Below are 24,928 nucleotides of genomic sequence, written 5' to 3' on the forward strand. Positions count from 1 at the left end.
CGGCCGGCGGCAGGGGCCGGTCGGACCGGGTTCCGGGCCAGGTGGTCCCCACGCGCGTCGAGAAGGGGCCGTTGGTGCCGGGAGGTTCCGCTCGGCCGGTCAAAGAGGGCCGCCCGGCCCATGTGGCGAGCGTCGATCGCAGGCACGCTGGAATGCAGGAGGGTGCTCCGCGCGAGGGGGCGTCGTGCGGTGCCCGCCGCTTGTGGGAACGGGCGGCGGAACGCACGGAGCGTGCCGACAAGCTGCCCAGGCCGTCGTTCGCGCGATCAGCAGCCGTCAGGCACGGAAGGGATCGTCATGAAGGCACTCGTGTTCCACGGCCCCGGAACGTCCGCGTGGGAGGACGTCCCGGACCCTGCCGTCCAGGACGCCGCCGACGCCGTCGTGCGCGTCGAAGCGGTCACCATCTGCGGAACCGATCTCCACATCCTCAAGGGTGACGTGCCCGAAGTACGTCCCGGCACGGTCCTCGGGCACGAGGCCGTCGGGGAGGTCGTCGAGGTGGGCGGCGCCGTGCACGACGTGCGCCCGGGCGACCGTGTCCTGGTCTCCTGCATCACGGCGTGCGGCCGGTGCCGCTTCTGCCGGGAGGCGGCGTACGGACAGTGCCGGGGTGGTGGCGGCTGGATCCTGGGCCACCTGATCGACGGCACCCAGGCCGAATACGTCCGCGTCCCCCACGCCGACCTGTCCACGTACCCACTGCCCGGCGCGGTGGACGTCAAAGACGCGGTGCTGCTGGCCGACATCTTCCCCACCGCGTACGAGGTGGGTGTCCTCAACGGGCGTGTGGCACCGGGAGACACCGTCGCCGTGGTGGGGGCCGGCCCCATCGGTCTCGCCACGATCGCCACAGCGGGGTTCTTCACCCCCGAGAGGATCATTGCCGTGGACCTCGCCCCGGCCCGGCTCGACGCCGCGAAGAACCTGGGTGCCGACGCCGTGGCCCTCGCGGGCGACGAAGCCGAGCAGTTGGTCGCGGACCTCACCCAGGACCTCGGCGCCGACGTGGTGATCGAGGCGGTGGGCGTGCCGGAGAGCTTCGAGCTGTGCACACGCATCGTGCGCCCCGGCGGGCACGTCGCCAACATCGGCGTACACGGGAAGCCGGCGACGCTCCACCTCGAAGACCTGTGGATCAAGGACGTGACGATCACGACCGGCCTGGTCGACACGCGCTCCACCCCCACCCTGCTGCGCATGATGGCCGCCGGGCGCCTGCCCGCGTCGTCCATGGTCACCCACACGTTCCTGCTGGACGACATGGAGGAGGCGTACGACGTCTTCTCCCGGGCGGCCGACACCGGCGCACTCAAGGTGGTACTCGGCGGACCGCGGCACGACGCGGTGACGGTCAGGGCGTCGCGGCAGGAGAGGTGATGCGCCATGTCGGAGCACGTACGGCCGGATGCGGCGGCAGGCCCACAGGGCGACATCGGACGCCGTATCGCCCAACGACGGGAGGAGCTGGGTCTCACCCGCGAGGAGACGGCCGCCAGAGTGGGCACCGCTCCGGGGTACATCCGATACCTGGAGGAGAAGCCCAGCGCCATGCCGGGCATCGGCGTCCTGGTCAGACTCGCCGACGTCCTGGGCATGGGCGTCTCCGCTCTGCGCGGGGGCGATGCGGGTCTGCCGCCCGGCATCGGCAAGGCGGCCCACCGTCCTGAGCTGGCCGAGATGAGCGTGGACGAATGCTGGCAACGGCTGTCGACGCACGGTGTGGGCAGGGTCGCCATCGACGGCCCGGCCGGACTGCTGGTCGTCCCGCTGAACTACACCGTCGTGGACGGCGCGATCACTTTCAGGACGGCGCCGGACACGGCACCCGCCACCGCCGTCGGCAACCAGGTCGCCTTCGAGGTCGACCGGATCGACGAGGCGCTCAGCCAGGGATGGAGTGTGCTGCTGCAGGGCCGGGGCCGGGCCGTGACGGATCCGGACGCGGTGCGGCGGCTCAACGCGCTTGCCTACAGCGGTCCTTGGGCGGGTGGCGAGCGGGACATGTGGGTGCGGGTCGAAGCGGACAGCGTCACCGGGCGCCGGATCGTGGTGCGTCGAGGGGGATGAAGCCATCGATGCCAAACCCGTCGCTCTCACCCCGGCAGGACCGGGCAGAACCAGGCAGGACCAGGCAGGACCAGGCAGGACCAGGCAGGCGGGCAGCTGCATCGCAGGAGAGTTGAGCCCGGTGATGTATCCCAGGGACGGCATTCGAGAAATCGACCGGCAGGAGTGCCTGCGGCTCCTGGCCACGGCCCATGTCGGCCGCATCGTCCACACGCACCACGCCCTGCCGGCGGTGCTGCCGGTCGCCTTCAGTCTGGATGACGACTTCTCCGTGGTGGTTCGGACATCGGCCCTGTCACCGCTCGCGCACGCGATCGATCAGGCGGTGGTCGCCTTCCAGACGGACGAAGTGGACCCCTCCACGGCCAGCGGCTGGAGTGTGCTGGTCACCGGGCGCGCCACCGTGGTGACCGACCCCGAGGACCACCTGCGACTGAGCCGGACCGGTCCACCCGCCTGGCGGTCGTCTCGCCACGACGTCTTCTTCCGCATCGAACCGGTGCTGGTCACCGGGAGCGCGCTGGGGGCGAAGAGCGAAGCCCCGGAAGGGGCCTTGAAAAGAGCCTTACGGCCGACGGCGACGACAGCACCCGCGACTTCCTGACATGCCTTCGACGTCCGGATGACAAGGGCCGAACGGGGCACCCCGAAGCCCCGGCGGCCCTCGCACGGGCCGCCACGCAGGTGTTCTCCTGAAGACGAGGAGGGGCTCGTCCCAAGGACGCGGAGAAGTGGCTTCGTGCCGCGCACCGCGCGATCAGGATCCGCGAGAAGCGGGTGGCCCCTTCTCCCCTGAAGCTTCGGGCTTCATTCGGGCTTCAAGGGGTCTCGATGGTGGCCGAAAGGGCCGTCCGGTCGTGCCCGCCGCGCTGCCGGCGTGAGAGGTATGAGGTTGTGAAGGGTTGTGAAGGAGGAGTCATGGCCAGCGATCCCACCGCCCGGCCGGAGCTCGGGAATATCGTCGTCGGTGTCGACGGCTCACCCTCCGCGCGGACGGCCGCGCTCTGGGCTGCCGCCGAGGCCGATCAGCGAGGGCGGCCCCTGCGCCTCGTCCACGCCGTCGACACCGACCGCCGCGCGCTCTTCGCCAACGCCGACACGATCCAGACGGTGCGCGAAGCGGGCCGCGACCTGCTGACCGAGACGGCGAACGCGGTGCATGAATGCTTCCCGGACCTCACTGTCACCAGGGAACTCAGCCGGCAGGAGCCGATCGCGGGTCTCCGCGCATCCGCCGGCCGTCGCGGAACGATCGTCGTGGGCCACCGCGGTCTGGGCGGCTTCTCCACCCTCATGCTCGGCTCCGTCGGCCTGGGTGTGGCCGCACGCGCCGACGTGCCCGTGATCGTCGTCCGAGGGGAGAGTGAGCGCCCGGAGGCCGGCTCGGTCACCGCGGCCGTGTCCGATGCCACGGACCTGGGATGGCTGCTGTTCGCCGCCGCCGAGGCCGACGCCCGCAAGGCGGTCCTGCGCCTGGTGAGCGTCTGGAACGTGCTCACCCATGTGGGCCGCGTCGCCACCATGCTGGACGACCTCGACGGGATAGCCCGCGCCCGCGTGCAGCAGGTGAAGGATCTCGCCGACCAGGTCCGCGAGGTCTACCCCGACCTGATCGTCGGCCACCATGTGGAAACGGGTACGAGCACCCCCGGCATCCTCATCGAGGCAAGCGTCCACACCGACCTGGTCGTGATGGGCCGTGGCCGTCGCCCCCTGGGGATCGGGCCCTCGCTGGGGCGCGTCGCCCACACCCTGATTCACCACGCCCACTGCCCCGTGGAGATCGTCCCGTCCAGCTTCGCGGCCGGCGACGACGAGTCGGGCGAGTCAGGAGCAACGACAGGCTGACTCGACCGCCGCCGGGGGGGGGCGGCTGGGTCACGCGAAAACCGTCCAGGCTCGCGCAGGCCCGGGGTTCGTCATTGCCCTTCCCCGGCTTTCCGGTCGGCTCGCCGCACTCGCCGCACGGGGATGGTCCGCCGTGTCCCGGCCTTTTCCTCCGGGAGCGGCACTCGGACGGTGAGGATGCCGTCCTCGTACGAGGCGTCGACGTCGTCGACGGGAATCGTCATCGGCAGCCGGACGGTCCGGCGGAAGGATCCGTAGCGGAACTCCGAGTGCTCCTTGTCCTCCTTCTTCTCACTGTGCTCCGCGCTCACCGTGATGAGGTTGTCGTCGACGGTGAGATCGATGGCGTCGGGATCCATCCCCGGCAGTTCGGCCCGCAGCACGTAGGTGCCGTCATCAGTGGAGACCTCCACCGGGATGGAGTGGGCCGCCACACCGGGGCGCCATCCGGGCAGCCCCGGGAACTCACGGTTGAACCAGTCGTTGAGGTCGGGGAAGCGGCTGCGCCTGCGTTCCACCTTGTCTCCGGTCATCGCTCAGCTCCTCGTGTGCGGGCCCGGTCGAAGGGTCGGGTCGTGGAGCCCGGTCCGGCTCCCGCATCCACCCTCGCACCGGGCCGCCCGGGGACGCAGTGCCCAAGGGGGCTGTCGGGGAGGGCCGAACGGCCGTACCGGGCGAGGACCGACCGGCCCATGCGGCCGCCGCGCGGCGCGCCGGTCCGGTCAGGTCTCCCCGGGCGCTCCACCGTTCTCACCGCCTCACCGCCTCATCCGGTGATGCCGCCCCGCCGGCGCAAGGCACCCGCGGGGCCGCACGTCACATGTTGATCATGTGTCCGGCGAGTCCGTGGACCGCTTCCTTCACGGCCTCGCCGAGCGTCGGGTGGGCGTGCACGTTGCGGGCCACCTCGTGCACGGTGAGGTCCCACTGCTGGGCCAGGGTCAACTCCGGGAGCAGTTCGGTGACTTCGGGTCCGATGAGGTGCGCGCCGAGCAGCTCGCCGTACCGGTTGTCGCTGATGACCTTGACGAAGCCGACCGGGTCGCCGAGGCCGTGGGCCTTGCCGTTCGCCGTGAAGGGGAACTTCGCGACCTTCACGTCGAAGCCCTGCTCGCGGGCCTGAGCCTCGGTCCAGCCGAAGCTGGCGATCTGCGGCTGGCAGTAGGTGGCGCGCGGGATCATGGTGAAGTCCACCTCCATGGTCTCGACGCCGCCGATCGTCTCGGCCGCGATGACCGCCATGGCCTCCGCCGCGTGCGCCAGCATCAGCTTCGCGGTGACGTCGCCGATCGCGTACAGGTGGGGGACGTTGGTGCGGCCGCGCCCGTCGACGTCGATCGCGCCGCGGTCGGTGAGGCGTACGCCGGTGTTCTCCAGGCCGTATCCGGTGGTCCGCGGGGCGAAGCCGATCGCCTGGAGGACCTTGTCGGCCTCAAGGACCTGCTGCTGTCCGCCCTTGGACACGGTGACGCGCACCTTGGCCGCCGGGTCGCTGTCGTCGATGGACTCCACCCGTGTCCCGGTGAGCACGTCGATGCCCAACTTGCGGTACTGGCGGGCGAGTTCCTTGGAGACGTCGGCGTCCTCGGTGGGCACCATACGGTCCAGGAACTCGACGACGGTGACCTTGACGCCGTAGTTGTGCAGCACGTAGGCGAACTCGACGCCGATCGCTCCGGCGCCCGCGATGATGATGCTCTCCGGGAGCGTCTCCGTGAGGATCTGCTCCTCGTAGGTCACCACGCGGTCGCTGAGGGCGGTGCCGGGGAGGAGGCGGGTGGTGGCGCCGGTCGCGATGATGCAGTTCCCGAAGGTGATGGTCTCCGTGCCGCCGGCCGAGAGGGCCACCTGGAGCGTGTGGGCGTCGAGGAAGAAGCCCCGGCCGTCGTACTCGGTGATGTCGTTCTTCTTCATCAGGTAGTGCACGCCCGCGACGCGGCCGTCGGCGACCTTGCGGCTGCGCCGGTAGGCCTCGCCGTAGTCGAAGCTGACCTGTCCCTCGACGCGGATGCCGAAGGTCGAGGCCTGCTGAGTGAAGATGTGCGCGAGTTCGGCGTTGCGCAGGAGCGCCTTGGACGGGATGCACCCCACGTTCAGGCAGACGCCGCCCCAGTACTTCTCCTCGACGACTGCCGCGCGCAGGCCGAGCTGGGTGGCGCGCACGGCGGCGGTGTATCCGCCGGGCCCGGCGCCCAGGACGACGACGTCGTAGTGCGTGGTACTCATGGTGCGTTCCTGCCGTTTCGGTGAGACGCGAGTCTGGCGCTGACGTGCACGACGGTACGACGACTCGCCGACTACGCGGAAACGCAACACCCGCGCCGCGCCGGTCGGCGCGGGGGTCACGGCCGGGCCGGGTTCAGGAAACGGCCGAGGTCAGATACGTCAGGTACACCCCTCCCTCGCAGTGCGGCATCTTCCGCAGGGCCCAACGGCCTTCGACGGTCGCGGAGGCGAAGTTCGACTCGGCGTCGTCCTCCTCCACCTCACCCTCCTTCAGGGCGTATCCGGCCTTGGGGAGCTTCTTCTGCAGGAACGTCAGGGCGGCGTCGAAGCCGCCCCGAACGACGGTGGCGACGACGAGCCGGCCGCCGGCGCGGTGCTCCACCGAGGTCACCACCGCCCCGTCCGGCAGCGGCAGGCTCTTGGGGAAGTCCCCGGGGAGCGGCAGGGACGCGGCGGTGGGGCACGCGCCGGCTGCGGCGTCGGCCGGCTGCGCGGCCGACGGATGTGGTGTCCGCCGGGCCGCGACCGGTGCCGTACCTGAGGGCTCGGCGTGCTGCGCCGTCGCCGAGCATCCGGTGACGGCCGCCAGGCCGAGGACGGCGCCGGTCAATGCCGCAGCCGGGGGCGCGAGCTTCACCTACTGACCTCCCCTGGACTTCTTGTACTTGGCGCCGGCGACGGCGTCGAACGCGCCGTACAGCGTGCTGCCGGAGGACTGGCGGGCGATGGAGGCCAGTGCGTCGAAGTTCTGCGCGCCGCCGGTGGCGCAGGTGCCGGTGCAGCCGTCGGCGTAGGCGGCGAGCACGCGGCCCTGGGCGTCGAGGGTGATGTCGTTGAAGTCCAGGAGGTTGCGGTCGTTGCCGCAGGTGGTGCCGCCCGTGCAGATCGACCCCTTCTGGACCGGGTCGGTGGGGGTGGCGTCGACGGTGACCCAGGACTGTCCGCCGTCGTAGGTGGTGGCCACGTACAGGTGCCAGACGCCCTTGAAGTTGGCCGAGTCCTGGTAGTTGCCGCCGGTGGTGGTGCCCAGGAAGGCGAAGGCGGCGCGGTTGTCGTCGCCCGCGGTCACGGCCGGGAAGACGCTGTTCTTGATGCCGAGGCCGGCGCCGACGTTCTGGTCGTAGAGCCACGTCTTGCCCTTGTCGTGGCTGACGGCGATGCGCGCCGTGCCGTCGCTGTTCTGGTAGCCCATGTAGACGGTCCCGCCGGCGCCGACTCCCACGCTGGGGTCGGAGTCACCGGGGGTGCTGGACGGGTTCGGGCGGACGTTCCACGTGAGCCCGTTGTCCTCGGACACGGCCACGGCCTGGTTGCCGCCGCAGCCCTTGTTGGGCACGTACACGGTGCCGTCCGGGGCGACCTTCACATGCCCGTGCAGGCCGCCGCAGTCCAGCAGCGAGTACATCGGAACGGCGGGTCCGTACGTCAGACCGCCGTCCCGGCTGACCGCGCAGGAGGCGTCGGCGATGTCCTGGGAGCAGTAGTAGACGGCGTTCGGGTACGACGTGACGGCGCCCGGTCCGCCCGGGGCGAAGTGTCCGCCGCCGATGGTCTGGTGGTCCACACCGGAGTTGATGCCCGAGCCGCCCGTGGGCGTCCACGTCTCGCCGTCGTCGTCGGTGTAGCAGGTCAGCGCGGTCTTGCCGGCGAGCTGCGACTCGAAGGTGCGGTGGGTGTCCGGGTCGGTGAACAGGATCGGGTCGAGGCTGGTGGTGCTGCCCTGGGGACAGCCCTTGGCCGCTGTCGCGCTCTTGTCCTGCCAGGTGGCGGTGCCCGCGCTGTCGTAGGTGACCTTGAGCGTCGAGGTGTACGACTGGAACATCGCGGCGCCGCTCGCGCGGTTGACGCCGATCGAGGGTTCACCGGCGTTGTGCGCGTCCTTGATGCTGCCGGGTGCCGAGGAGTTCCCGTACGTCGGCGGGGTGGCCGTACTCGGCGGCGGCGCGGCCGGGTTGGTGACGAGCCTCGCGTCGGCGGTGAAACTGTCGCCGAGCGGCGCGAACGGCACCACGCGCACGGTGTACGACGCCGACACCGCCGGGAGCAGCACGGTCTCGGGGTCGCTGGAGGAGGCCGAGGCGGCCACCTCACGGCCGTCCGGGCCAAGGACGTACAGGTCGAAGTCGGCGGCGGAGTCGGGCCACTTGACGTCGATCCGCAGGCTGTGACCGGCGTCGTAGCCCGCCGGTACCGACACCTTCAGGGCGTGGTCGTCGCAGAGTTGCGGACTTCCACAGGTCACTGTCCCGGCGGTGCCCGTGACGTTCGGGACGGCGAAGGGACCGGCGCTCCACGTGTACGTGGGCGCGGTGTCGCTGACGGATCCGGAGGTCGGGGTGGCGGCGTCGGCCGAGACGGTCGGCAGGGCGCCGGCGAGGAGCGCCAGCAACCCGACGGCGACACGCCCCCGCGACCACGGACGGCGGTGCGGACGGAGTGCAGAGAGGAGAGCCACAGGTACCTCGAAGGTTCGCGAGTCGGACGAAGGGGGTGGTACGCGGCGGTACAGGTGGTGCCTTCTTCTGCTCTACGGGGAGGCGGGCGGCGTCCGTCGCGAGAATTCGAACTCTTTTCGGACGATCAACTGCATATGCTGGGCGCGCGAGAAGGGACGAGTCAGGTGACCGCGTAGTGCGGTCATGACCGCCCACCGCCGTACCGTCCGACGTGAGGAAGCCGATCCGCCATGTCCTTCGTCCCCGCCGACCCGACCGTGCTGCACCCGATGCCGGGGCAGTCACGTGTCGTGCTGCTCAAGCCGCTGGTCACCTCGCCGCTGATCGAGGTGGGCGAGTTCTCGTACTACGACGACCCGGACGACCCGACCGCGTTCGAGACGCGGAACGTGCTGTACCACTACGGGCCGGAGAAGCTGGTCATCGGCAGGTTCTGCGCCCTGGGTGAGGGCGTGCGGTTCATCATGAACGGCGCCAACCACCGTATGGACGGCCCGTCGACGTTCCCCTTCCCCATCATGGGTGGTTCGTGGGCGGACCACTTCGACCTCGTCAGCGGGCTGCCCGGCAGGGGCGACACGGTGGTCGGCAACGACGTGTGGTTCGGCTACCGGACCACGGTGATGCCCGGCGTACGCATCGGGCACGGGGCGGTCATCGCCTCGGGCTCCGTGGTCGTCGACGACGTGCCCGACTACGGCATCGTCGGCGGCAACCCGGCGAAACTCATCCGCCGCCGCTACTCCGACGCCGACGTCGACCGCCTCCTGGCGCTCGCGTGGTGGGACTGGCCCGCGGAGCACCTCACCGAGCACATCCGCACCGTCATGTCCGGCAGCGTCGACGCCCTGGAGGCGGCGGCGCCCAAGCCGCGGTAGCCCGGCCGGGGGGCCGGGGAGTCCGTCTCTACGTCTCTACTTGCCCAGTTCGGCGGCGCGGGCCGTGCGGCGGGCGAACACGCTGTGCCGCCTCTCCTCCATCTCGCGCAGCGCCTCCTTGCGTTCGCGCCGGGCGAGGCGGTCGAGGTAGGTGCGGCCGTGGAGGTGGTCCGTCTCGTGCTGGAGGCAGCGCGCGAAGTACCCCCTGCCTTCGATCACCAGCGGGTTGCCGTCCTTGTCCTGCCCCCGGACGACGGCTTGGTCCGGGCGGGCCACGACCTTGTAGGGCCCGGGGACCGACAGGCAGCCCTCCGACTCCTCGACCAGGACGCGCCGCGCGGCGGGCAGTTCGTCGAGGACGGGGTTCGCGATGTGTCCCACGTGGCGCACGCCCCAGTCGTCGGTGATGTCCCACACGAACAACTGGAGGTCCACGTCGACCTGATTGGCCGCGATGGCCGCGCCGTCCGCGATCGCGTTCGTGGCGAACATGTCGTCGATCAGCCGCGCCAGCTCGGGCGTGCCGAACTGTGTGACCTCGCGGCAGCGCCGGCTGAGGATGTCCTCGCCGACGACCGTGATCCGGCGCACCGTTCCCCGCGCGACCTCCGGCGCGGGTGTGGGGTACGAGTCCACCGGGACGCCCTGCACCCGCACTCGACGGTCCCGTGATGCTCCGTCATCGAACTGAACAGTCATGGGTGTTGATGCCTCCCGCGCGACGGACTCGACCCAGATCTTCGCAAAGTAGCAATGCTACGTGACAGTGTGGGCCGTTGATCAACTACCCTGCCTGCGACCGCAGTCGCAGACGATGCATCGCGGTACCCCGGCTCCCCAGCGGCATATCCCGAGAGATGCGGTCCTCAGATGCGATCCGACCTGCGCGAAGACACCCTCGTCCACGCCGCCCCCGGCGTTCACCTGGTGCACGGCAGCAACACGAACTGGGTCATCCTGAGCGAGGGCGACGCCGTCACGCTCATCGACAGCGGCTACCCCGGCGACCGGCAGCAGGTCCTCGACTCACTGGCCGCGACGGGCCACTCCCCCGAGGCCGTGACGGCGGTCCTGCTCACCCACGCGCACAACGACCACCTCGGCAACGCCGAGTACCTCAGCCACACCTTCGGCGCCCCCGTGTACGCCCACACCGCCGAAGTACCGCACGCCCGGCGCGAGTTCCTGCACCAGGTCTCGATCGGCCAGGTCCTGCGCAACAGCTGGCGCCCCGGCGTCATCCCGTGGGCCGTCCATGCCCTGCGCTCCGGCGGCACCGCGGACGCCCGCGTCAACCGGCCCGCGCCGTTCCCCACCAAGGGCGCCCTCGACCTGCCGGGCCGCCCCGTACCGGTCCACACCCCCGGGCACACCGCCGGCCACTGCGTCTACCACCTGCCCGGCGCGGGCGTCGTCATCTCCGGCGACGCCCTCGTCACCGGCCACCCCACGTCCCGCACGCGGGGGCCCCAGCTCCTGCCCGCCATGTTCGACACGGACCGTGCCCGCACCCTCGCCTCCCTCGACATCATCGAGAAGCTCGCGGGAGACATCCTGCTGCCCGGCCACGGCCCGGTGCACCACGGCTCCGTCGCCGAGGCCGCCCGCACGGCACGCGAACGCGCGACTTCTTCGTAAGGCGCAAGGCCCCGGCTCAGCCCCTCGTGCCGGAGCGCCGCCTCGCCGCGTACACGCCGGCACCCAGGGCACCGGCCACCAGCGCGGTGCCCGCGATCAGCTGGGTCGCGTCGAGCCGGGAGAGGCTGCCACCGACACCGGCCTGTACGCCCTGCCGCACGGGTGCCGGGGTGGCGCCGCCGCCCGAGATGGTGAGCGTCGTCGTGCCCCGCTCCCCCTTGCACTCGAACGTCACGGTGTACCGGGCGCCCGGCTTCGCGTCGGGAAAGACGGTGGCCGTGGCCGAACGTCCCGCGGTGAGCGTGACGTCGTCGAAGACCGGCGCCGTGACACGCACGGTCGGCGCCTCGCACCCGGTGGCGTTGAGGGTGACCGTCCCGCCGGGGGACACGGTCGTCGGCGAGACCGTGAAACCGAACGAGGTGATGTTGTGGCCACTGCCCTCATCACGACCACCGTCACCGGAACCCCAGTCATTGCGACCACTGCTGCTCGGGCCGATGCCGCTCGGGCTACTGTCATTACGGCCGCTGTCGGCCTGGCCGGTGTCACTACGGCCACTGTCGGTCGGGCTGATATCGCTCGGAGTGATGTCGCTCGGACTGATGTCGCTCAGGCCACGGTCACTGCGACCGCTGTCGGCCTGACCCGTGTCACTGCGGCCGCCGCCGCTCAGGCCACTGTCGCTGCGACTGCTGTCAGTCTGGCCACCGTCGCCGATGCCCGCGTCGTCCGCCAGGGCCGCCGGGGCGGTCACGGACAGTACGGCGGCGGCGAACAGTGCCGCGGAAGCAATACGTATGGAACGCAAGGTGAATCCCTCCAGGTCGCAAGGGGCACACCACGGGATGCGTCCGTGATATCCATATTCGGCAGAAATGCCCCTTGCCCGCAGGGAACGCTAGGTTCGGCGCCGGGCGGCAGCGACCCGGGCGCCGCCGAACGGAGCACCCGTGGCCGGTGCCCTACGAGAGGGCACCGGCCACGGGGGTGACACGGATCGGTCGGGCGCTACCGGCCGGCTACCAGATGCGCACGCGGTCCGCCGGGTCGAGCCACAGGCCGTCGCCGACAGCCGTGCCGAACGCGTCGTGGAACTCGTCGAGGTTGCGCACGATGTTCGCCCGGAACTCCGGCGGCGAGTGCGGGTCGATGGTCAGGTACTGCTGCTCCTGCTCCTTGCGCCGCTTGGTGCGCCAGCAGTAGGCCCAGTTGAGGAACAGCCGCTGGGAACCGGTGGTGGCGCCGTGCTCCGGCGTCGGGGTGTCCCCGAGCGAGATGACGTACGCCTTGTGGCCGATGGTGAGGCCGCCCAGGTCGCCGATGTTCTCGCCGACGGTCAGCGCGCCGTTGACGGTCTCGCCGGGCAGGTTGCGCGGCGAGAAGCCGTCGTACTGCTCGATGAGGGCCTTCGACTTGGCCTCGAACGACGTCTTGTCGGAAGCGGTCCACCAGTCGTTCAGGTTGCCCGCGCCGTCGTACTGTGCGCCCTGGTCGTCGAAGCCGTGGCCGATCTCGTGGCCGATCACGGAACCGATGCCGCCGTAGTTCTCGGCCGCCTCGGCGTCGGGCGAGAAGAACGGCTTCTGCAGGATGCCCGCGGGGAAGCAGATCTCGTTCGTGCCCGGGTTGTAGTACGCGTTCACCGTCTGCGGCAGCATGAACCACTCGTCGCGGTCGACCGGCGAACCGATCTTGGCGAGCTCGCGGTCCGTCTCGAACGCCGTCGCCGCGTGCACGTTGCCGAGCAGGTCGTCGGGGGTGACGTGGAGCGCGGAGTAGTCGCGGAACTTGTCCGGGTAGCCGATCTTGGGGCGGAACGTGGCGAGCTTCTCGTACGCCCGTTCCTTCGTCTCGTCGGTCATCCAGTCGAGCTGGGCGATCGACTGGCGGTAGGCCTCGAGGAGGTTGGCGACGAGCTCGTCCATCATCGCCTTGGAGGCCGGCGGGAAGTGCCGGGCCACGTACTCCTTGCCGACGGCCTCGCCCATCGCGCCCTCGACGAACGCGACGGCACGCTTCCAGCGGGCGCGCAGCTCCGGGGTGCCGTTGAGCGTTCGCCCGTAGAAGTCGAAGTTGTTCTGGACGAAGTCGTCCGAGAGGTACGGGGCGGAGGCGCGCAGCAGGCGCACGAGCGTCCAGTCGCGCCACTGCTCGACGGGGAACTCGGTCAGGACCTGGGAGAGGTGCGAGAAGTACGACGGCTGCCGCACGCAGGTCTCGGCGATGGTCGCGTCGGTCCCGCCGAACCCGGCGGCGTACCCGTGCCAGTCGAACTCGGGCGCGAGGGCCTTCAGGTCGTCGAGGGTGGTGAGGTTGTACGTCTTCTGGACGTCGCGGGTCTCGGCCCGCTCCCAGTGCCCCTCGGCCAGCCTGGCCTCGATGGCGAGGACCGTCCGGGCGGCGCCGGCCGGGTCGGCGTGCTCGGCGAGCGTCAGGAGGTCGGTGAGGTAGCTGAGGTACTTGTCGCGGATCTCGGCGAACTTGTCCTCGCGGTAGTACGACTCGTCGGGCAGGCCGAGGCCGCCCTGGACGATGTTCACGAGGTAGCGGTCGGAGTTGCGGTCGTCGGTGTCGACGTACGAGCCGAAGAGGCCGGAGCCGCCGACGCGCTCCAGGCGGCCGAGGAACGCGGCGAGGGCGCGGAGGTCGCCGATGGCCGCGATCTCGTCGATCAGCGGGCGCACCGGCGCGAGGCCGAGCGCGGCGATGGCCCGCTCGTCCATGAAGGACGCGTAGAGCGCGGCGATCTTCCGTGCCTCACCGCTGTCGGCCGAGGCCGCCCCGGCTCCCGCCGCGAGTTCCTCGATGATCGCCTTGACCTGCTCCTCGGCGGTGTCGGCGAGCTGCACGAAGGGGCCCCAGCTCGAGCGGTCCTCGGGGATCGGCTCGGTGTCCAGCCAGTGACCGTTGACGTGGCCGAACAGATCGTCCTGCGGTCGGATCTCGGGGTTCATTCCCGGGCGGGCGTCATCAAGAATGCTCATCGAGGCAGCTTATGCGAGGCGGGGCCGCGGCGGCATCGTCGCGACAGCGGTCACCGGGGTGCGCGCGTCGCCCTGACGTCGAGCCGTACGGTCAGACGGCGGCCGGCCATGCCCTTCGCCGCGGTCACGCCGAACGCGTACCGGTCGACGACGGCCCGCCCCAGGACCGTCAGCCGGGGCCCGTCCACCGCCACGGAGTCGACCGTCACGTCGACGGGCCCGGTGACTCCCCGAACGGTCAGCTCCCCCTTCAGGACGGCCCCGCCGGGACCCACCTCCACGCCCTCGCCGACGAAGGCGATCTCGGGGTGGGTGGCCACGTCGAGGTAGTCGCCCGACCTGACGTGCTCGTCGCGGCGCCGCACGCCCGAGTCGAAGGTGGCGGCACCGATCCTCACCTCCACCGTGGACTTCACGGCAGGTCCGGCCACGTCGATCCGCCCCCGCCCGATCCGGAAGCTGCCCCGCACCGGGATCAGTCCGAAGACCGAACGGGTACGGAAGTTCACGCTCGACGCCACCGGATCGATCTCGTACGTGCCGCACTCCGGCACGGGATGCTCTCCCGCGTGCGATGCCACCATGGCCCCCTGTCGGTCTCGTCGCCGCCACCTCGGCGGCTGACCTCAGCATGTCGCGGGGGCGGTGGGGTGCGGCAGAGCGGGATGTCGTCGCCCGGCCGGTACAAATGTCACTGCCGTGCGGGTGCCCGGGGTGGTGGTTCCGCGGTGGTTCCGCCTCCAACGGGCTTCCCACGTATGGGTGTTCCACCGTTGGGGTGGGGTCGTACACGGTGTCACCCCACCTGCACTGCGCAGGGGCAATGCGCCGAAGGACCGTGCACGAGTGTGTGTGGTGTGAGTACCCTTCGGCACCAACACACCAACACAGCCCCACATCCACAGGAAGCGGGCAGTCATGACGGACGCCAACACTCTCAAGTCCCAGTACTCCGCACAGGTAGAGGCGGACCTCGAGCGCAACGCCAAGGAGCAGGAGCGCATCACCGCCGAAGTGGCCGCCCTTCAGGAGCAGCTGCGGACGCTCGACCACGACCGCACCCTGCTGGTGGGGATGCGTGAGGCGCTCTCGGTGCCGGGCGCCGCCCCGGTGGCCGAGGAGACACCTGCCGCCGCGCTTCCCAAGGCACGTAAGCCGAAGGATGAGAGCGCGGCGCCCAAGCAGCGTGCGAAGAAGGCCGCGGCGGGCAAGAAGGCCGCCCCCGCGAAGAAGGCACCGGCCGCCGCGCAGCCCCGGCAGGCGGGGACGCCCACGCTGCGGGAGCTGGTCCTGACCCTGCTCACCGCGAGCACCGAGCCGCGCTCGGCGGCCGAGGTCACCACGACGCTCGGCGAGAGCCACCCGGAGCGCAAGGCGGGCGGCACCGTCGTGCGCAACACCCTCGAGTCGCTCGTGGCCCGCGGCCAGGCCGAGCGCACCAAGCAGAACAAGTCCGTGTTCTACACCGCCCTTCCGGCCGCCGCAAAGGACTCGGGCAAGGACACGTCCAAGGACACCGTCGAGGAGGCCGCCACGGCCGGCGCGTGACGGGTGGCGAGCGCCTGGCACACAGGTGCGGGTGAGGTCACACCGCCGGGGCGGTGGTTCCGTGGCTGACGTGCACACCCATGGCCCGCCCCCCGTAAGCGAGTTCAGGGCGCACGATTAATGTCATGCGCACCAACTCGGCGAACTGACCAGGGAGCGCACCATGCAGGCATTCCGCAAGGCCGTCGAAGCGAACGACCACGACGCGATCGAGGCCCTTCTGGCCGAGAACGTCGTGTTCACCAGCCCGGTCGCCTTCCGCCCCTACCCGGGCAAGGCCATCACCGCAGCGATCCTGCGGGGTGTCTCGCGGGTCTTCGAGGACTTCCGCTACGTACGGGAGATCACCAGCGCCGACGGCCGCGACCACGCCCTGGTCTTCGTCGCCCGCGTCGGGGACCGCGAGATCAACGGCTGCGACTTCCTCCACCTCGACGAGGACGGGCTCATCGACGACTTCACGGTCATGGTGCGCCCGCTGTCCGGGGCGGAGGCCCTGTCCGCCGCCATGGGCGCGCAGTTCGAGCGCATCCGGGAGGAGGCCGCGGGCGCGTAGGCCCACGCAACAGCCGAGTGGCCGGCGCGAGGGCCTTCCCGGATCACCAGTCCCGGCCCGACTCCAGGAGCCGGTCGCGGACGAGCGCCACGTGCGGGTTGTCCGCCGTGCCCGGGCGCTGGACGAGGTAGCCGGTGTTGAAGGGTGGGTCCTCCGGGTCGTGGAGGAGGACCAGCTCCCCGGACGCCAGCGGGTCGCGGCACAGATAGCGCGGCAGCACGCTGAACCCCGCCCCGGCCGCCACGGCGGACAGGACGCCGCGCAGATCGGGCACGGTGACGGCGGCCTTGCAGGTCAGGCGTCTGCCGAAGACATGGCGCCAGTACCGGCGGGCGATCGGCAGGTCCTCCGCGTAGCTGACGAGCGGGACGGTGTGCAGCGCTCCGGGTCCTTCGTCGGCGATCCGCTCCGGGCCACCGACGCGGTCCGCCCAGGAGGGCGCGGCCACGAGGACGAACTCCTCGTCGGCGAGGGGCACCGACGTGAGGCTGCGGCCGCGGGGCCGGGCGGTGGCGATGACGAGGTCGTGCCGGCCGGTGCGCAGTTCCTCGAGGAGCGGGTCGGTCAGGCCCGTGGTGACCCGCAGCCGCACACCCTTCTCGACGAGCGGCGCGAGGGCCGGCAGGACGCGGTGGCACAGCAGCTCGGCCGGGCCCGCCAGGTGGACGGGCTCGCCCGTGGCGTCCGTACCGTCTCCGCCCGTGACGGCCGACAGTGCGTCGAGGGGGTCGACGACCCGGGACGCGAGCTCGTCCGCGAACGGTGAGGGGGCGACGCCGCGCGGCAGCCGCTCGAACAGTTCCCGGTCCAGTTGCCGCTCCAGCGCGCGGATCTGCGTCGTGACGGTGGGCTGCGACAGGCCGAGCAGTCGCGCGGCCGCGGTGAAGGACCCCGACCGGTACACCGCGAGGAAGGTGCGCAGCAGATTCAGGTCCGGCGGACCCGCGTGCGCCGTCCGGCCTATTCCCGGAGACTCATTCGAATCCCTATTTCTCATATGGGCCACCCTATTAGATTCCTATGGCAGACCCGTCCTACGGTCGGTGCCATCGCCCACCGACCGCACCTTCGGAGCACGTCACCATGTCGAAGATCCTTTTCGTAGTCACCGGCGCCACCTACTGGACCCTGGCCGACGGCACCCTGCACCCGACCGGCTTCTGGGCCGAGGAGGCCGTCGCCCCGTACGAGGCCTTCAGGGCCGCCGGGTACGACATCGTCGTCGCCACGCCCGGCGGGGTCGTCCCGACCGTGGACAAGGGCTCGCTCGCGCCCGAGTTCAACGGCGGCCAGGAAGGCGCCGACAAGATGACGGCGGCGCTCGCCTCCTTCACCGAACTCCAGCACCCCGTCAGGCTCGAGGACGTGAACCTCGACGACTACGCGGCCGTGTACTACCCGGGTGGCCACGGCCCCATGGAGGACCTCGCCGTCGACGCCGACTCGGGCAGGCTCCTCACCCGCGCCCTGGAGTCGGGCAAGCCGCTCGGCATCGTGTGCCACGCGCCGGCCGCCGTGCTGGCCGCGATCAAGAGCGACGGCACTAACGCCTTCGCCGGCTACGAGCTGACCGGCTTCACCAATGCCGAGGAGGCCCAGGCGGGCCTCGCCGACCGGGCGAAGTGGCTGCTCCAGGACCGTCTCGTCCAGGCGGGCGTCGACTTCCAGGAGGGCGAGCCGTGGGCCCCGAAGGTGGTCGTCGACCGGAACCTGGTCACCGGCCAGAACCCGTCCTCCTCCGCCCCGCTCGCCGCCGAACTCCTCAAGAAGCTGGGCTGACGACGCCCGGCCGGCCGTCACCCGCGTCGATCACGCTTCAGGGCGATACATCCGGCGGGTGACGGCGTCCGGCGGGCCGCGGCCGTGATCCGCGGCGGATCGCCCGGATCCGGCGACACTGTGGCACCCGCAGGGGCACCCGCGGTCGCCGCCACCCCCTGTCCTCCCGCCCGACACCCCACCGGGCACCCACTCGTGAGGAGACCCCTCGTGACCGACATCGACGACCTCGTCGCCCGTCTCCGCGCCGCCTTCGCCACCGGCCGCGCGAGGCCGCTCGCCTGGCGCAGGGAGCAGCTCACCCGGCTGCGCTCCCTGTTCACCGAGCACCGGGGGGACATCGCGGACGCCCTGTACGCCGATCTGCGCAAGCCGCGTGCCGACGCCTTCGCCACCGAGATCGACTTCCCCGTAAGGGAGATCGACCACACCCTGCACCACCTCGACGGCTGGCTGCGCCCCCGGCCCGTCTCCTCTGGGGCTCTCGCGGGCCTGCCCGACGGCTCGACGGCCCTCACGCAGTACGACCCGCTGGGCACGGTGCTGATCATCGCGCCGTGGAACTATCCGGTGCAGCTGCTGCTCGTCCCGCTCGTGGGCGCGCTCGCGGCCGGCAACACCGTCGTCCTCAAGCCGAGCGAGGTCACCCCGGCGACCTCCGCGCTGATGGCGCGCCTGGTGCCCCAGTACCTGGACACGCGTGCCGTGGCCGTCGTCGAGGGCGGCGTCCCGGAGACCACGGAACTGCTCGCACAGCGCTGGGACCACATCTTCTACACCGGCAACGGCACGGTCGGCCGGATCGTCATGCGGGCCGCCGCCGAACACCTCACCCCGGTCACCCTCGAACTGGGCGGGAAGTCACCGGTGTTCGTGGACCGTGACGTCGACCTGGCCCGTGTCGCCGCGCGCCTGGCGGCCGCCAAGTTCCGCAACGCCGGGCAGACCTGCGTCGCCCCCGACTACGTACTGACCGACCCGGAGACCGCGCCGGCGCTCGCCGCCGCGCTGGGCGCCGCGGTCGAGGCGCTGTTCGGCCCGGACCCGCGGTCCTCGCAGGCGTACGGGCGCATCGTCAACGAGCGGCACTTCGACCGGGTCGCGGCGCTGCTCGGCTCCGGCACGACGGCGTTCGGCGGGCAGACCGACCGCGCCGACACCTACATCGCGCCGACCGTCCTCACCGGGGTGAAGCCCGACGAGCCGGTCATGCAGGAGGAGATCTTCGGCCCCGTCCTGCCCATCGTCGAGGTGGCCGGGCTCGACGAGGCCATCGCCTTCATCAACGACCGCGACAAGCCGCTCGCCCTCTACGGCTTCACGGAGAACGAGACCACCCGGCGCCGCCTCGCCGACGAGACGTCCTCGGGCGGTCTCGGCTTCGGGCTGCCGATGGCCCATCTCCGCGTCCCCGAGCTGCCGTTCGGCGGGGTCGGCGAGAGCGGTCTCGGCAATTACCACGGCCCGCACTCCCTGGCCACGTTCAGCCACCGCAAGGCCCGCCTCGACGTGCCGCTGCGCTGAACCGGGGTCCGTACGTGTGTGGCAGTGATGTGCGGATTTCGCCGTCCGTTCGCGCTCGCCGCCGCCCGCGCCCTAGGCTGCCCGGTTGATCAACTCAATCGTGCGCGCCGGGAGGCACCCCCATGGACGACCCGACAGACTCCCCAGAACCCGCTCGCCCCGCAGGTCCCGGACGGCGCAGGGTGCTCGCGTATCTGCTCGCCGCGCCGACGCTCGCGGTCGGCGCGCGGGTCGGACTCGACGCGGCCGGCGGTGAGTCCGCCGAGGCGGCGGTGCCGTCACTGCCGCAGCCCGAGGAGCTGTTCGACCTCGGTGACATGCAGACCCTGGCGGCGGCGCCCACGTCCGGTCTGATCTCGGTGCAGGTGCACACCGACGGGACGGCGTCGTTCGCCGTCCCGCGCGCCGAGGTCGGCCAGGGCATGACGACCGCGGTCGCCATGATGATCGCCGAGGAGCTGGACCTCCCCCTGGAGAAGGTGCGGGTGTCCCTGGCCGACGCCCGCCCGGAACTGCTGATGAACCAGCTGACCGGCGGCTCCAACTCGATGCGCAGCATCTACCTCCCGGTGCGTTCCGCCGCGGCCGTCGCCCGGCAGCGCCTCGTCGCCACGGCGGCGCAGCAGTGGGGCGTACCGGAGTCCGAACTCACCACCGCGGACGGCGTGATCAAGCACGGCTCGGGGCGGAGCGCGACGTACGGCTCGCTCGCCGAGGCCGCCGCCAGCACGCGTGCGGTCGTCGCCGCCGCCCACCTCAAGTCCCCGTCCGAGTTCACCGTGCTCGGCACCCCGCGCAACCGGATCGACGCACGCGACATCGTGACCGGGCGCAAGAAGTTCGGGATGGACCTCCGGGTCCCGGACGCCAAGCCGACGATGGTGCGCAGGCCTCCCACGGTCAACGGCACGGTGGTATCCGTCTCCAATGCCGACGCGGTCAAGGCCATGCCGGGCGTCACCGATGTCGCCACGCTGCGGCACGGCGTGGCCGTCCGGGGCGAGACCTTCGGCCAGTGCATCGACGCGCTCCGGGCGCTGGACGTGACCTGGGGTCCCGGCACCGTCGACAAGGAGTCGGACGACACCGTCCTCGCCGAACTCAGGGCGGCGGCGCTGCCGATGACCGTTCCGGCGCTCCTCACCAAGAAGGTCGACGCCGAGTTCACCTTCGCGTTCGCCAGCAACAGCCCGCTGGAGCCGGACAACGCGATCGCCGACGTGCGCTCCGACCGTGCCGAGATCTGGGCGAGCCTCAAGGTGCCGATCGTGGCGCAGCGTGACATAGCCGACCGGCTCGGCCTGCCGCAGTCGGCCGTCACCGTGCATGTGGTGGAGGGCGGCGGTTCGTTCGGCCGGCACCTCTTCCACGACGTCGCCGCCGAGGCCGCGGAGATCTCGCAGAAGATGGGCAAGCCGGTCAAGCTGTCCTGGTCGCGGACGGACAACTTCCGGCAGGGCAGGACGCATCCGATGTGTGTCTCGCGGGTGCGCGCCACCTACGCCCTCGGCAACGTCCTCAGCTACGAGCAGCGCCACACCAGCTCCGAGACCGACTTCGGACACGGGCTCGGCGAGATGATCACGTCGACGGCGGCGAAGCTGCCTGTGGCGGGCAACCTGACGTTCGCCGAGACCATCTTCCAGCTGACGCAGTCCACGCCGTACAACTTCGGTGTCACCACGCAGCTCCTCAACGAGGTGCCGCTGAAGTTCAACACCGGCAGCATGCGCAACATCTACTCGCCGAACGTGGCGTGTGCGCGGGAGCTGATCGTCGACCAGCTCGCCGGGAAGATGGGCAAGGACCCGGTCGCGTTCCGGCGGGAGTTCCTCAAGGAGGAGCGGCTGCGTGCCGTCCTGGACAAGGCGGCCGAGGCCGGGGAGTGGGGCAGGGCGCTGCCCGACGGTGTGGCGCAGGGGATCGCGCTGCACACGGAGTACCGAGGCGCGGTCGCCTCACTCGTCGAGATCGACTGCCGGCCGGAGACCGTGAACCGCAAGGTCAGGGACGGTGTGACCGGCCCGCGCGTGACCCGGGCCCTGATGGTCGTCGACGCCGGTTTCGCCATCAACCCCCGTGGTCTGGAAGCCCAGATGATGGGCGGCCTCAACGACGCGCTTGCGATGGCCCTCACGTCGAGCCTGCACATCAAGGACGGCATCCCGCTCGAAGGCAGCTGGGACAACTACTTCTACACGCGGCAGTGGAACACCCCGCCCGACCTGCGCGTCATCGTCATGCCGTCCACGGGTGACAAGCCCTCGGGGGCCGGTGAGCTGGGTGTCGCGCCCGCGTTCGCCGCGATCGCCTGCGCGTACGCCCGCGCCACGGGCACCCTCCCGACCAGCTTCCCCGTCAACCACGCCACTCTCTCCTTCGACCCGCTGCCGCTCGAACCGTCCACGCCCCAGTCCCCCACCGACGGTCTCGACCGCGCCTTCTGAGGAGTCCCGCCATGCCCAGTCACACCTTCAAGCTCAACGGCGAGCAGATCACGGTCGAGGCCGAGGACGACGTACGGCTCCTGTGGGTCCTGCGCGACCTGCTCGGCGTCACAGGTCCCAAGTACGGCTGCGGCCTCGGTGTCTGCCAGGCCTGTACGTCGCACATCAACGGCAAGGCGTTCAACCCGTGTTCGGTGCCGGTGTCGAAGATAGGCGCCGACGACGAGGTCACCACCATCGAGGGTCTGCCCGCCACCGTGGGCAAGGACCTCCACCCGATGCAGGAGGCCTGGCTCGACCTCGATGTCGCGCAGTGCGGATACTGCCAGCCCGGTCAGATCATGACGGCGGTCGCCAAGGTGCGCCGTGCGGCGGAGTCCGGCCGTGAGATCACGGACGCGGACCTCGACGAGATCCGCAACATCTGCCGCTGCGGCACGTACACCCGCATCCGCGAGGCGATCAAGGCGGGTGCTGAGAAGATGTGACTCCCCCCGACACGCCCTTCTAGGGCGTGTTTCGAAAGTAGCGTCGTCCGCCCGGAGGGCGGGCCCCGCGGCGTCTGGTGCGTGCGATCGCAAGGCGCCGGAGCGTCCTAGGGGGTGTTTTGAAAGTGCCGTGATCTGGGAGCATGGCCCGATGGATCTTGTTCGGCAGTTGATCAGTTCTGGCTCACCACTTGAACCCCAAATCGGATTTTCCCGGGCAATTCGGAAAGGGGCGCACATCGCGGTTGCCGGCACCGCCCCCATTGGGGACGACGGGATGACCGTGGGGCAAGGCGACGTCTATGCCCAAATCGTGAGGTGTCTAGACATTGCAGAGGCTGCACTGACGGCAGCCGGGGCCTCGCTGGGGGACGTTGTGCGCACCCGCATCATGCTCACGGACGTGACTCGTTGGAAGGACGCCGCGCGAGCACACGGAGAGCGATTCGCATCTGTCCGGCCGGCCTGCACCTTCGTTGAGGTCTCACGCTTTATCGATCCCGACTGGCTCGTCGAAGTGGAGCTTGACGCCATAGTCGACTGACGCCCGAAGGCGCTGGTCACAGCCACTCGTTGATGGCCGCGACCAGCACCGTCGCCTCGTAGCGGACGGCAAGCTTGTCGTATCTCGTAGCGACTGCGCGGTGGCGCTTGAGGCGATTGATTCCGCACTCCACCGCATGGCGTTCCTTGTAGTCGACCTTGTCGAACTTCGGCGGCCGGCCTCCGTGGGAGCCGCGCTTCTTGCGGTTGGCGATCTGATCGCGCTTCTCCGGGATCGTGCAGCAGATACCGCGTCGGCGCAGATAGGCGCGGTTCCCGCGGGAGCCGTATGCCTTGTCGGCGCGAACCTTGTCGGGCCGGGTGCGCGGGCGCCCGGGACCGATCCGGGGCACGCGGATGCGGCCGAGGACGACCTGGAACTGTGGGGAGTCCCCACGCTGCCCGGCCGTGATCACCAGCGACATCGGCTTCTGGGCCTGCTCGACGGCCAGGTGGAGCTTGGTGGTCAGCCCGCCGCGGGAGCGTCCGAGCCCGTGGTCGGCGGGCTCGGTGAAGACACCGCCGGGCGCTTCGACCTGCAGCTCCCCTTTTTGCGGGCACCGGCCGCGTGCTGGTGGGCACGAGCGACCGTCGAGTCCACGGAGACGTCCCAGGCGATCAGGCCCTCCGCATCGGCCCGGGCCTGGAGCTGCTCGAAGATGCGATGCCAGGTGCCATCCCGCTGCCAGCGGCGGAACAGCCCGTACACCGTCCCCCAGGGCCCATAGCGTTCGGGCAGGTCCCGCCACGGTATGCCCGTCCGAGTCCGGAACCGTATGCCATTGATCAGCTGCCGCTTGGTATGCACTGAAGGACGGCCGGACTTGACGCCCCGCGGCATCAACGGCTCCAGCACCGCCCACTGAGCGTCTGTCAGATCTCCCCGAGCCACGAAACGTGATCATCGCACGACCTTGATCCACTTCTGAAACACGCCCTAGTGGCGGAGCCACTCGGACGTTTCGGCAACGCCGCATGGGGGTCCCCCCGCTCGAGCGAAGCCGAGAGTGGGGGAGTGCGTGCCAGGCGTCGCGGGGCAGGCGGGGCTTTCAAAACACGCCCTAGGTGAGCGGCCGGGTCGGGGCCGGGCCCCGGCCGACGTCGCGTACGAGGTCCAGGCCCAGCACCCGGTCCACGTACGCGAACGTCTCGAACAGGGCCCCGGCCGGGGCGTCCCCGGAGTGTTCGAGTTGGTGCAGGGTGCGCAGCACGCCGGGCAGGTCGAGGTCGTCCTCCAGGCAGTCGCGGATGGTGTCGCGGGCCGGGCCCGGCATGGGGCGGGACGGGCTGTCCGCCCAGGTGGCCACCGCGTGGCGCCAGCGCAGCAGCGTGTGGTGGGCGGCGGCCACGGACGCGGGTGTGAGGTGGACGGGCTCGGTGCGCGGCTCGGTCAGCAGGGCGAGGCGCAGGGCCAGGGGGTCGTGGCCGCCCTCCGTCGCGCCGTCGGCGGCCCGGGCGTCGCCGACGGCGAGCCGGATGACGTCGCCGCCCGAACCGTTGACCTCGCGCGTCGTGTCCCGGGGGCCGACGACCCGGACGGCGAACGGGCCGCCAAGGTCGTGCGCGGTGCCGCGCTCGTCACCGTGCGCGGCGGCGGGGTGCATGCCGAGCTCGGCGGCCCGCGCCTGGAGCGCCTCGCGCCGCTCGTCGGACGCGTCGGGGCAGATCAGCCCCGTGTACGCGATCGTTCCCGACAGTTCGAGGACGCGCGTGAGGATGTCGGCGGTCAGCATCGCCCGTACGTCGGACAGGGTCTCGCCGTCCTCGGGCAGCGCCACGGGCACACCGATGCGGACCACGCTCCGATGCATGACCGGAGCGACGGGACGGCCCGAGGGGGCATCGACGAGGCGCAGCATGCGCCGAGCCTATGCGTAACTCGCCGCCCGCGCCGAGACGTGCGGCCGAATCCGCCCCTCTCGCGTGGTGGTTCACCTGAT

General features: G+C 70.8%; 24 protein-coding genes. 13 read left to right on the forward strand and 11 right to left on the reverse strand.

Going from position 1 to position 24,928, the window contains the following annotated elements; translation table 11 throughout:
- The first annotated feature begins 297 nt into the window (after window positions 1–297).
- From EOT10_RS22425 to EOT10_RS22440, 4 genes are all read left to right on the forward strand, one after another.
- Entirely contained in the window at window positions 298–1,380 is a 1,083-nt protein-coding gene (locus EOT10_RS22425) for a zinc-dependent alcohol dehydrogenase family protein (protein ID WP_127830083.1), read from the forward strand.
- Between the two features lie 6 nt (window positions 1,381–1,386).
- Window positions 1,387–2,070, forward strand: coding sequence for a helix-turn-helix domain-containing protein (locus EOT10_RS22430; protein ID WP_127830084.1), 684 nt, complete (start codon window positions 1,387–1,389; stop codon window positions 2,068–2,070).
- Window positions 2,071–2,194: 124 nt separating this feature from the next.
- Window positions 2,195–2,674 (forward strand): pyridoxamine 5'-phosphate oxidase family protein, encoded by a 480-nt coding sequence (locus EOT10_RS22435; RefSeq protein WP_127830299.1) that lies wholly within the window; start codon window positions 2,195–2,197, stop codon window positions 2,672–2,674.
- Between the two features lie 314 nt (window positions 2,675–2,988).
- The gene (locus EOT10_RS22440; protein ID WP_127830085.1) at window positions 2,989–3,918 is read left to right on the forward strand and encodes a universal stress protein; all 930 of its coding nucleotides are present in this window, start codon (window positions 2,989–2,991) and stop codon (window positions 3,916–3,918) included.
- Window positions 3,919–3,989: 71 nt separating this feature from the next.
- On the opposite strand, the gene EOT10_RS22445 is transcribed toward EOT10_RS22440, so the two are convergent.
- From EOT10_RS22445 to EOT10_RS22460, 4 genes are all read right to left on the reverse strand, one after another.
- Window positions 3,990–4,451, reverse strand: a complete 462-nt coding sequence (locus EOT10_RS22445) for an Hsp20/alpha crystallin family protein (protein WP_127830086.1) — start codon at window positions 4,449–4,451, stop codon at window positions 3,990–3,992.
- Between the two features lie 283 nt (window positions 4,452–4,734).
- Complete coding sequence (gene lpdA, locus EOT10_RS22450) at window positions 4,735–6,144, reverse strand: dihydrolipoyl dehydrogenase (protein WP_127830087.1); 1,410 nt, start codon at window positions 6,142–6,144, stop codon at window positions 4,735–4,737.
- A 133-nt stretch (window positions 6,145–6,277) separates the two neighbouring features.
- Window positions 6,278–6,781, reverse strand: a complete 504-nt coding sequence (locus EOT10_RS22455) for a hypothetical protein (protein ID WP_127830088.1) — start codon at window positions 6,779–6,781, stop codon at window positions 6,278–6,280.
- The gene (locus EOT10_RS22460) at window positions 6,782–8,599 is read right to left on the reverse strand and encodes a sialidase family protein (RefSeq protein ID WP_127830089.1); all 1,818 of its coding nucleotides are present in this window, start codon (window positions 8,597–8,599) and stop codon (window positions 6,782–6,784) included.
- A gap of 231 nt (window positions 8,600–8,830) precedes the next feature.
- Between EOT10_RS22460 and EOT10_RS22465 the strand changes: the two genes are divergently transcribed.
- Entirely contained in the window at window positions 8,831–9,478 is a 648-nt protein-coding gene (locus EOT10_RS22465) for a CatB-related O-acetyltransferase (protein ID WP_127830090.1), read from the forward strand.
- A 36-nt stretch (window positions 9,479–9,514) separates the two neighbouring features.
- Here EOT10_RS22465 and def read toward each other — a convergent pair whose 3' ends face one another.
- On the reverse strand, window positions 9,515–10,177 hold the full coding sequence (def, locus tag EOT10_RS22470) for a peptide deformylase (RefSeq protein ID WP_127830091.1): 663 nt from the start codon (window positions 10,175–10,177) through the stop codon (window positions 9,515–9,517).
- Window positions 10,178–10,348: 171 nt separating this feature from the next.
- Between def and EOT10_RS22475 the strand changes: the two genes are divergently transcribed.
- Window positions 10,349–11,116 (forward strand): MBL fold metallo-hydrolase, encoded by a 768-nt coding sequence (locus EOT10_RS22475; RefSeq protein ID WP_127830092.1) that lies wholly within the window; start codon window positions 10,349–10,351, stop codon window positions 11,114–11,116.
- A gap of 16 nt (window positions 11,117–11,132) precedes the next feature.
- Here EOT10_RS22475 and EOT10_RS22480 read toward each other — a convergent pair whose 3' ends face one another.
- From EOT10_RS22480 to EOT10_RS22490, 3 genes are all read right to left on the reverse strand, one after another.
- Window positions 11,133–11,927 carry a hypothetical protein gene (locus EOT10_RS22480; RefSeq protein WP_127830093.1) on the reverse strand — a complete coding sequence of 265 codons (795 nt, stop codon included), beginning with the start codon at window positions 11,925–11,927 and terminating at the stop codon, window positions 11,133–11,135.
- 211 nt (window positions 11,928–12,138) lie between these two features.
- Entirely contained in the window at window positions 12,139–14,103 is a 1,965-nt protein-coding gene (locus EOT10_RS22485; protein WP_127830094.1) for a M13 family metallopeptidase, read from the reverse strand.
- 50 nt (window positions 14,104–14,153) lie between these two features.
- Window positions 14,154–14,687 (reverse strand): YceI family protein, encoded by a 534-nt coding sequence (locus EOT10_RS22490; RefSeq protein WP_127830095.1) that lies wholly within the window; start codon window positions 14,685–14,687, stop codon window positions 14,154–14,156.
- A gap of 334 nt (window positions 14,688–15,021) precedes the next feature.
- On the opposite strand from EOT10_RS22490, the gene EOT10_RS22495 reads away from it, so the two are divergent.
- Together EOT10_RS22495 and EOT10_RS22500 are read left to right on the forward strand one after the other, a co-directional pair.
- Window positions 15,022–15,651, forward strand: coding sequence for a hypothetical protein (locus EOT10_RS22495; protein WP_127830096.1), 630 nt, complete (start codon window positions 15,022–15,024; stop codon window positions 15,649–15,651).
- Window positions 15,652–15,814: 163 nt separating this feature from the next.
- Complete coding sequence (locus EOT10_RS22500) at window positions 15,815–16,207, forward strand: nuclear transport factor 2 family protein (RefSeq protein ID WP_127830097.1); 393 nt, start codon at window positions 15,815–15,817, stop codon at window positions 16,205–16,207.
- 43 nt (window positions 16,208–16,250) lie between these two features.
- On the opposite strand, the gene EOT10_RS22505 is transcribed toward EOT10_RS22500, so the two are convergent.
- Window positions 16,251–17,204 carry a LysR family transcriptional regulator gene (locus tag EOT10_RS22505; protein WP_127830098.1) on the reverse strand — a complete coding sequence of 318 codons (954 nt, stop codon included), beginning with the start codon at window positions 17,202–17,204 and terminating at the stop codon, window positions 16,251–16,253.
- A gap of 86 nt (window positions 17,205–17,290) precedes the next feature.
- Between EOT10_RS22505 and EOT10_RS22510 the strand changes: the two genes are divergently transcribed.
- The 5 genes from EOT10_RS22510 (at window position 17,291) to EOT10_RS22530 (ending at window position 22,989) form a co-directional block, all read left to right on the forward strand.
- A complete protein-coding gene (locus EOT10_RS22510; RefSeq protein ID WP_127830099.1) occupies window positions 17,291–17,986 on the forward strand; it encodes a type 1 glutamine amidotransferase domain-containing protein in 696 nt (231 codons plus the stop codon).
- A gap of 210 nt (window positions 17,987–18,196) precedes the next feature.
- Window positions 18,197–19,510 (forward strand): aldehyde dehydrogenase family protein, encoded by a 1,314-nt coding sequence (locus EOT10_RS22515; protein WP_223281139.1) that lies wholly within the window; start codon window positions 18,197–18,199, stop codon window positions 19,508–19,510.
- 122 nt (window positions 19,511–19,632) lie between these two features.
- Window positions 19,633–21,957 (forward strand): molybdopterin cofactor-binding domain-containing protein, encoded by a 2,325-nt coding sequence (locus tag EOT10_RS22520; protein ID WP_127830101.1) that lies wholly within the window; start codon window positions 19,633–19,635, stop codon window positions 21,955–21,957.
- A gap of 11 nt (window positions 21,958–21,968) precedes the next feature.
- Entirely contained in the window at window positions 21,969–22,445 is a 477-nt protein-coding gene (locus tag EOT10_RS22525) for a (2Fe-2S)-binding protein (protein WP_127830102.1), read from the forward strand.
- A gap of 151 nt (window positions 22,446–22,596) precedes the next feature.
- Window positions 22,597–22,989: a RidA family protein gene (locus EOT10_RS22530; protein ID WP_127830103.1), complete on the forward strand. Its 393-nt coding sequence runs from the start codon at window positions 22,597–22,599 to the stop codon at window positions 22,987–22,989.
- A 16-nt stretch (window positions 22,990–23,005) separates the two neighbouring features.
- Here the strand turns inward: EOT10_RS22530 and EOT10_RS22535 are convergent.
- Window positions 23,006–23,880 (reverse strand): IS5 family transposase gene (locus tag EOT10_RS22535; protein ID WP_223281140.1). Its coding sequence is split into 2 segments (ribosomal slippage): window positions 23,006–23,488 and window positions 23,491–23,880, totalling 873 coding nucleotides; the frame shifts between segments, so codons are not numbered across the junction.
- Window positions 23,881–24,049: 169 nt separating this feature from the next.
- Window positions 24,050–24,847 carry a hypothetical protein gene (locus tag EOT10_RS22540; protein WP_127830104.1) on the reverse strand — a complete coding sequence of 266 codons (798 nt, stop codon included), beginning with the start codon at window positions 24,845–24,847 and terminating at the stop codon, window positions 24,050–24,052.
- Between the last annotated feature and the right edge of the window lie 81 nt (window positions 24,848–24,928).

The sequence above is a fragment of the Streptomyces antnestii genome (assembly GCF_004005495.1).
In the GTDB taxonomy this organism is placed as follows: Bacteria; Actinomycetota; Actinomycetes; order Streptomycetales; family Streptomycetaceae; genus Streptomyces; species Streptomyces antnestii.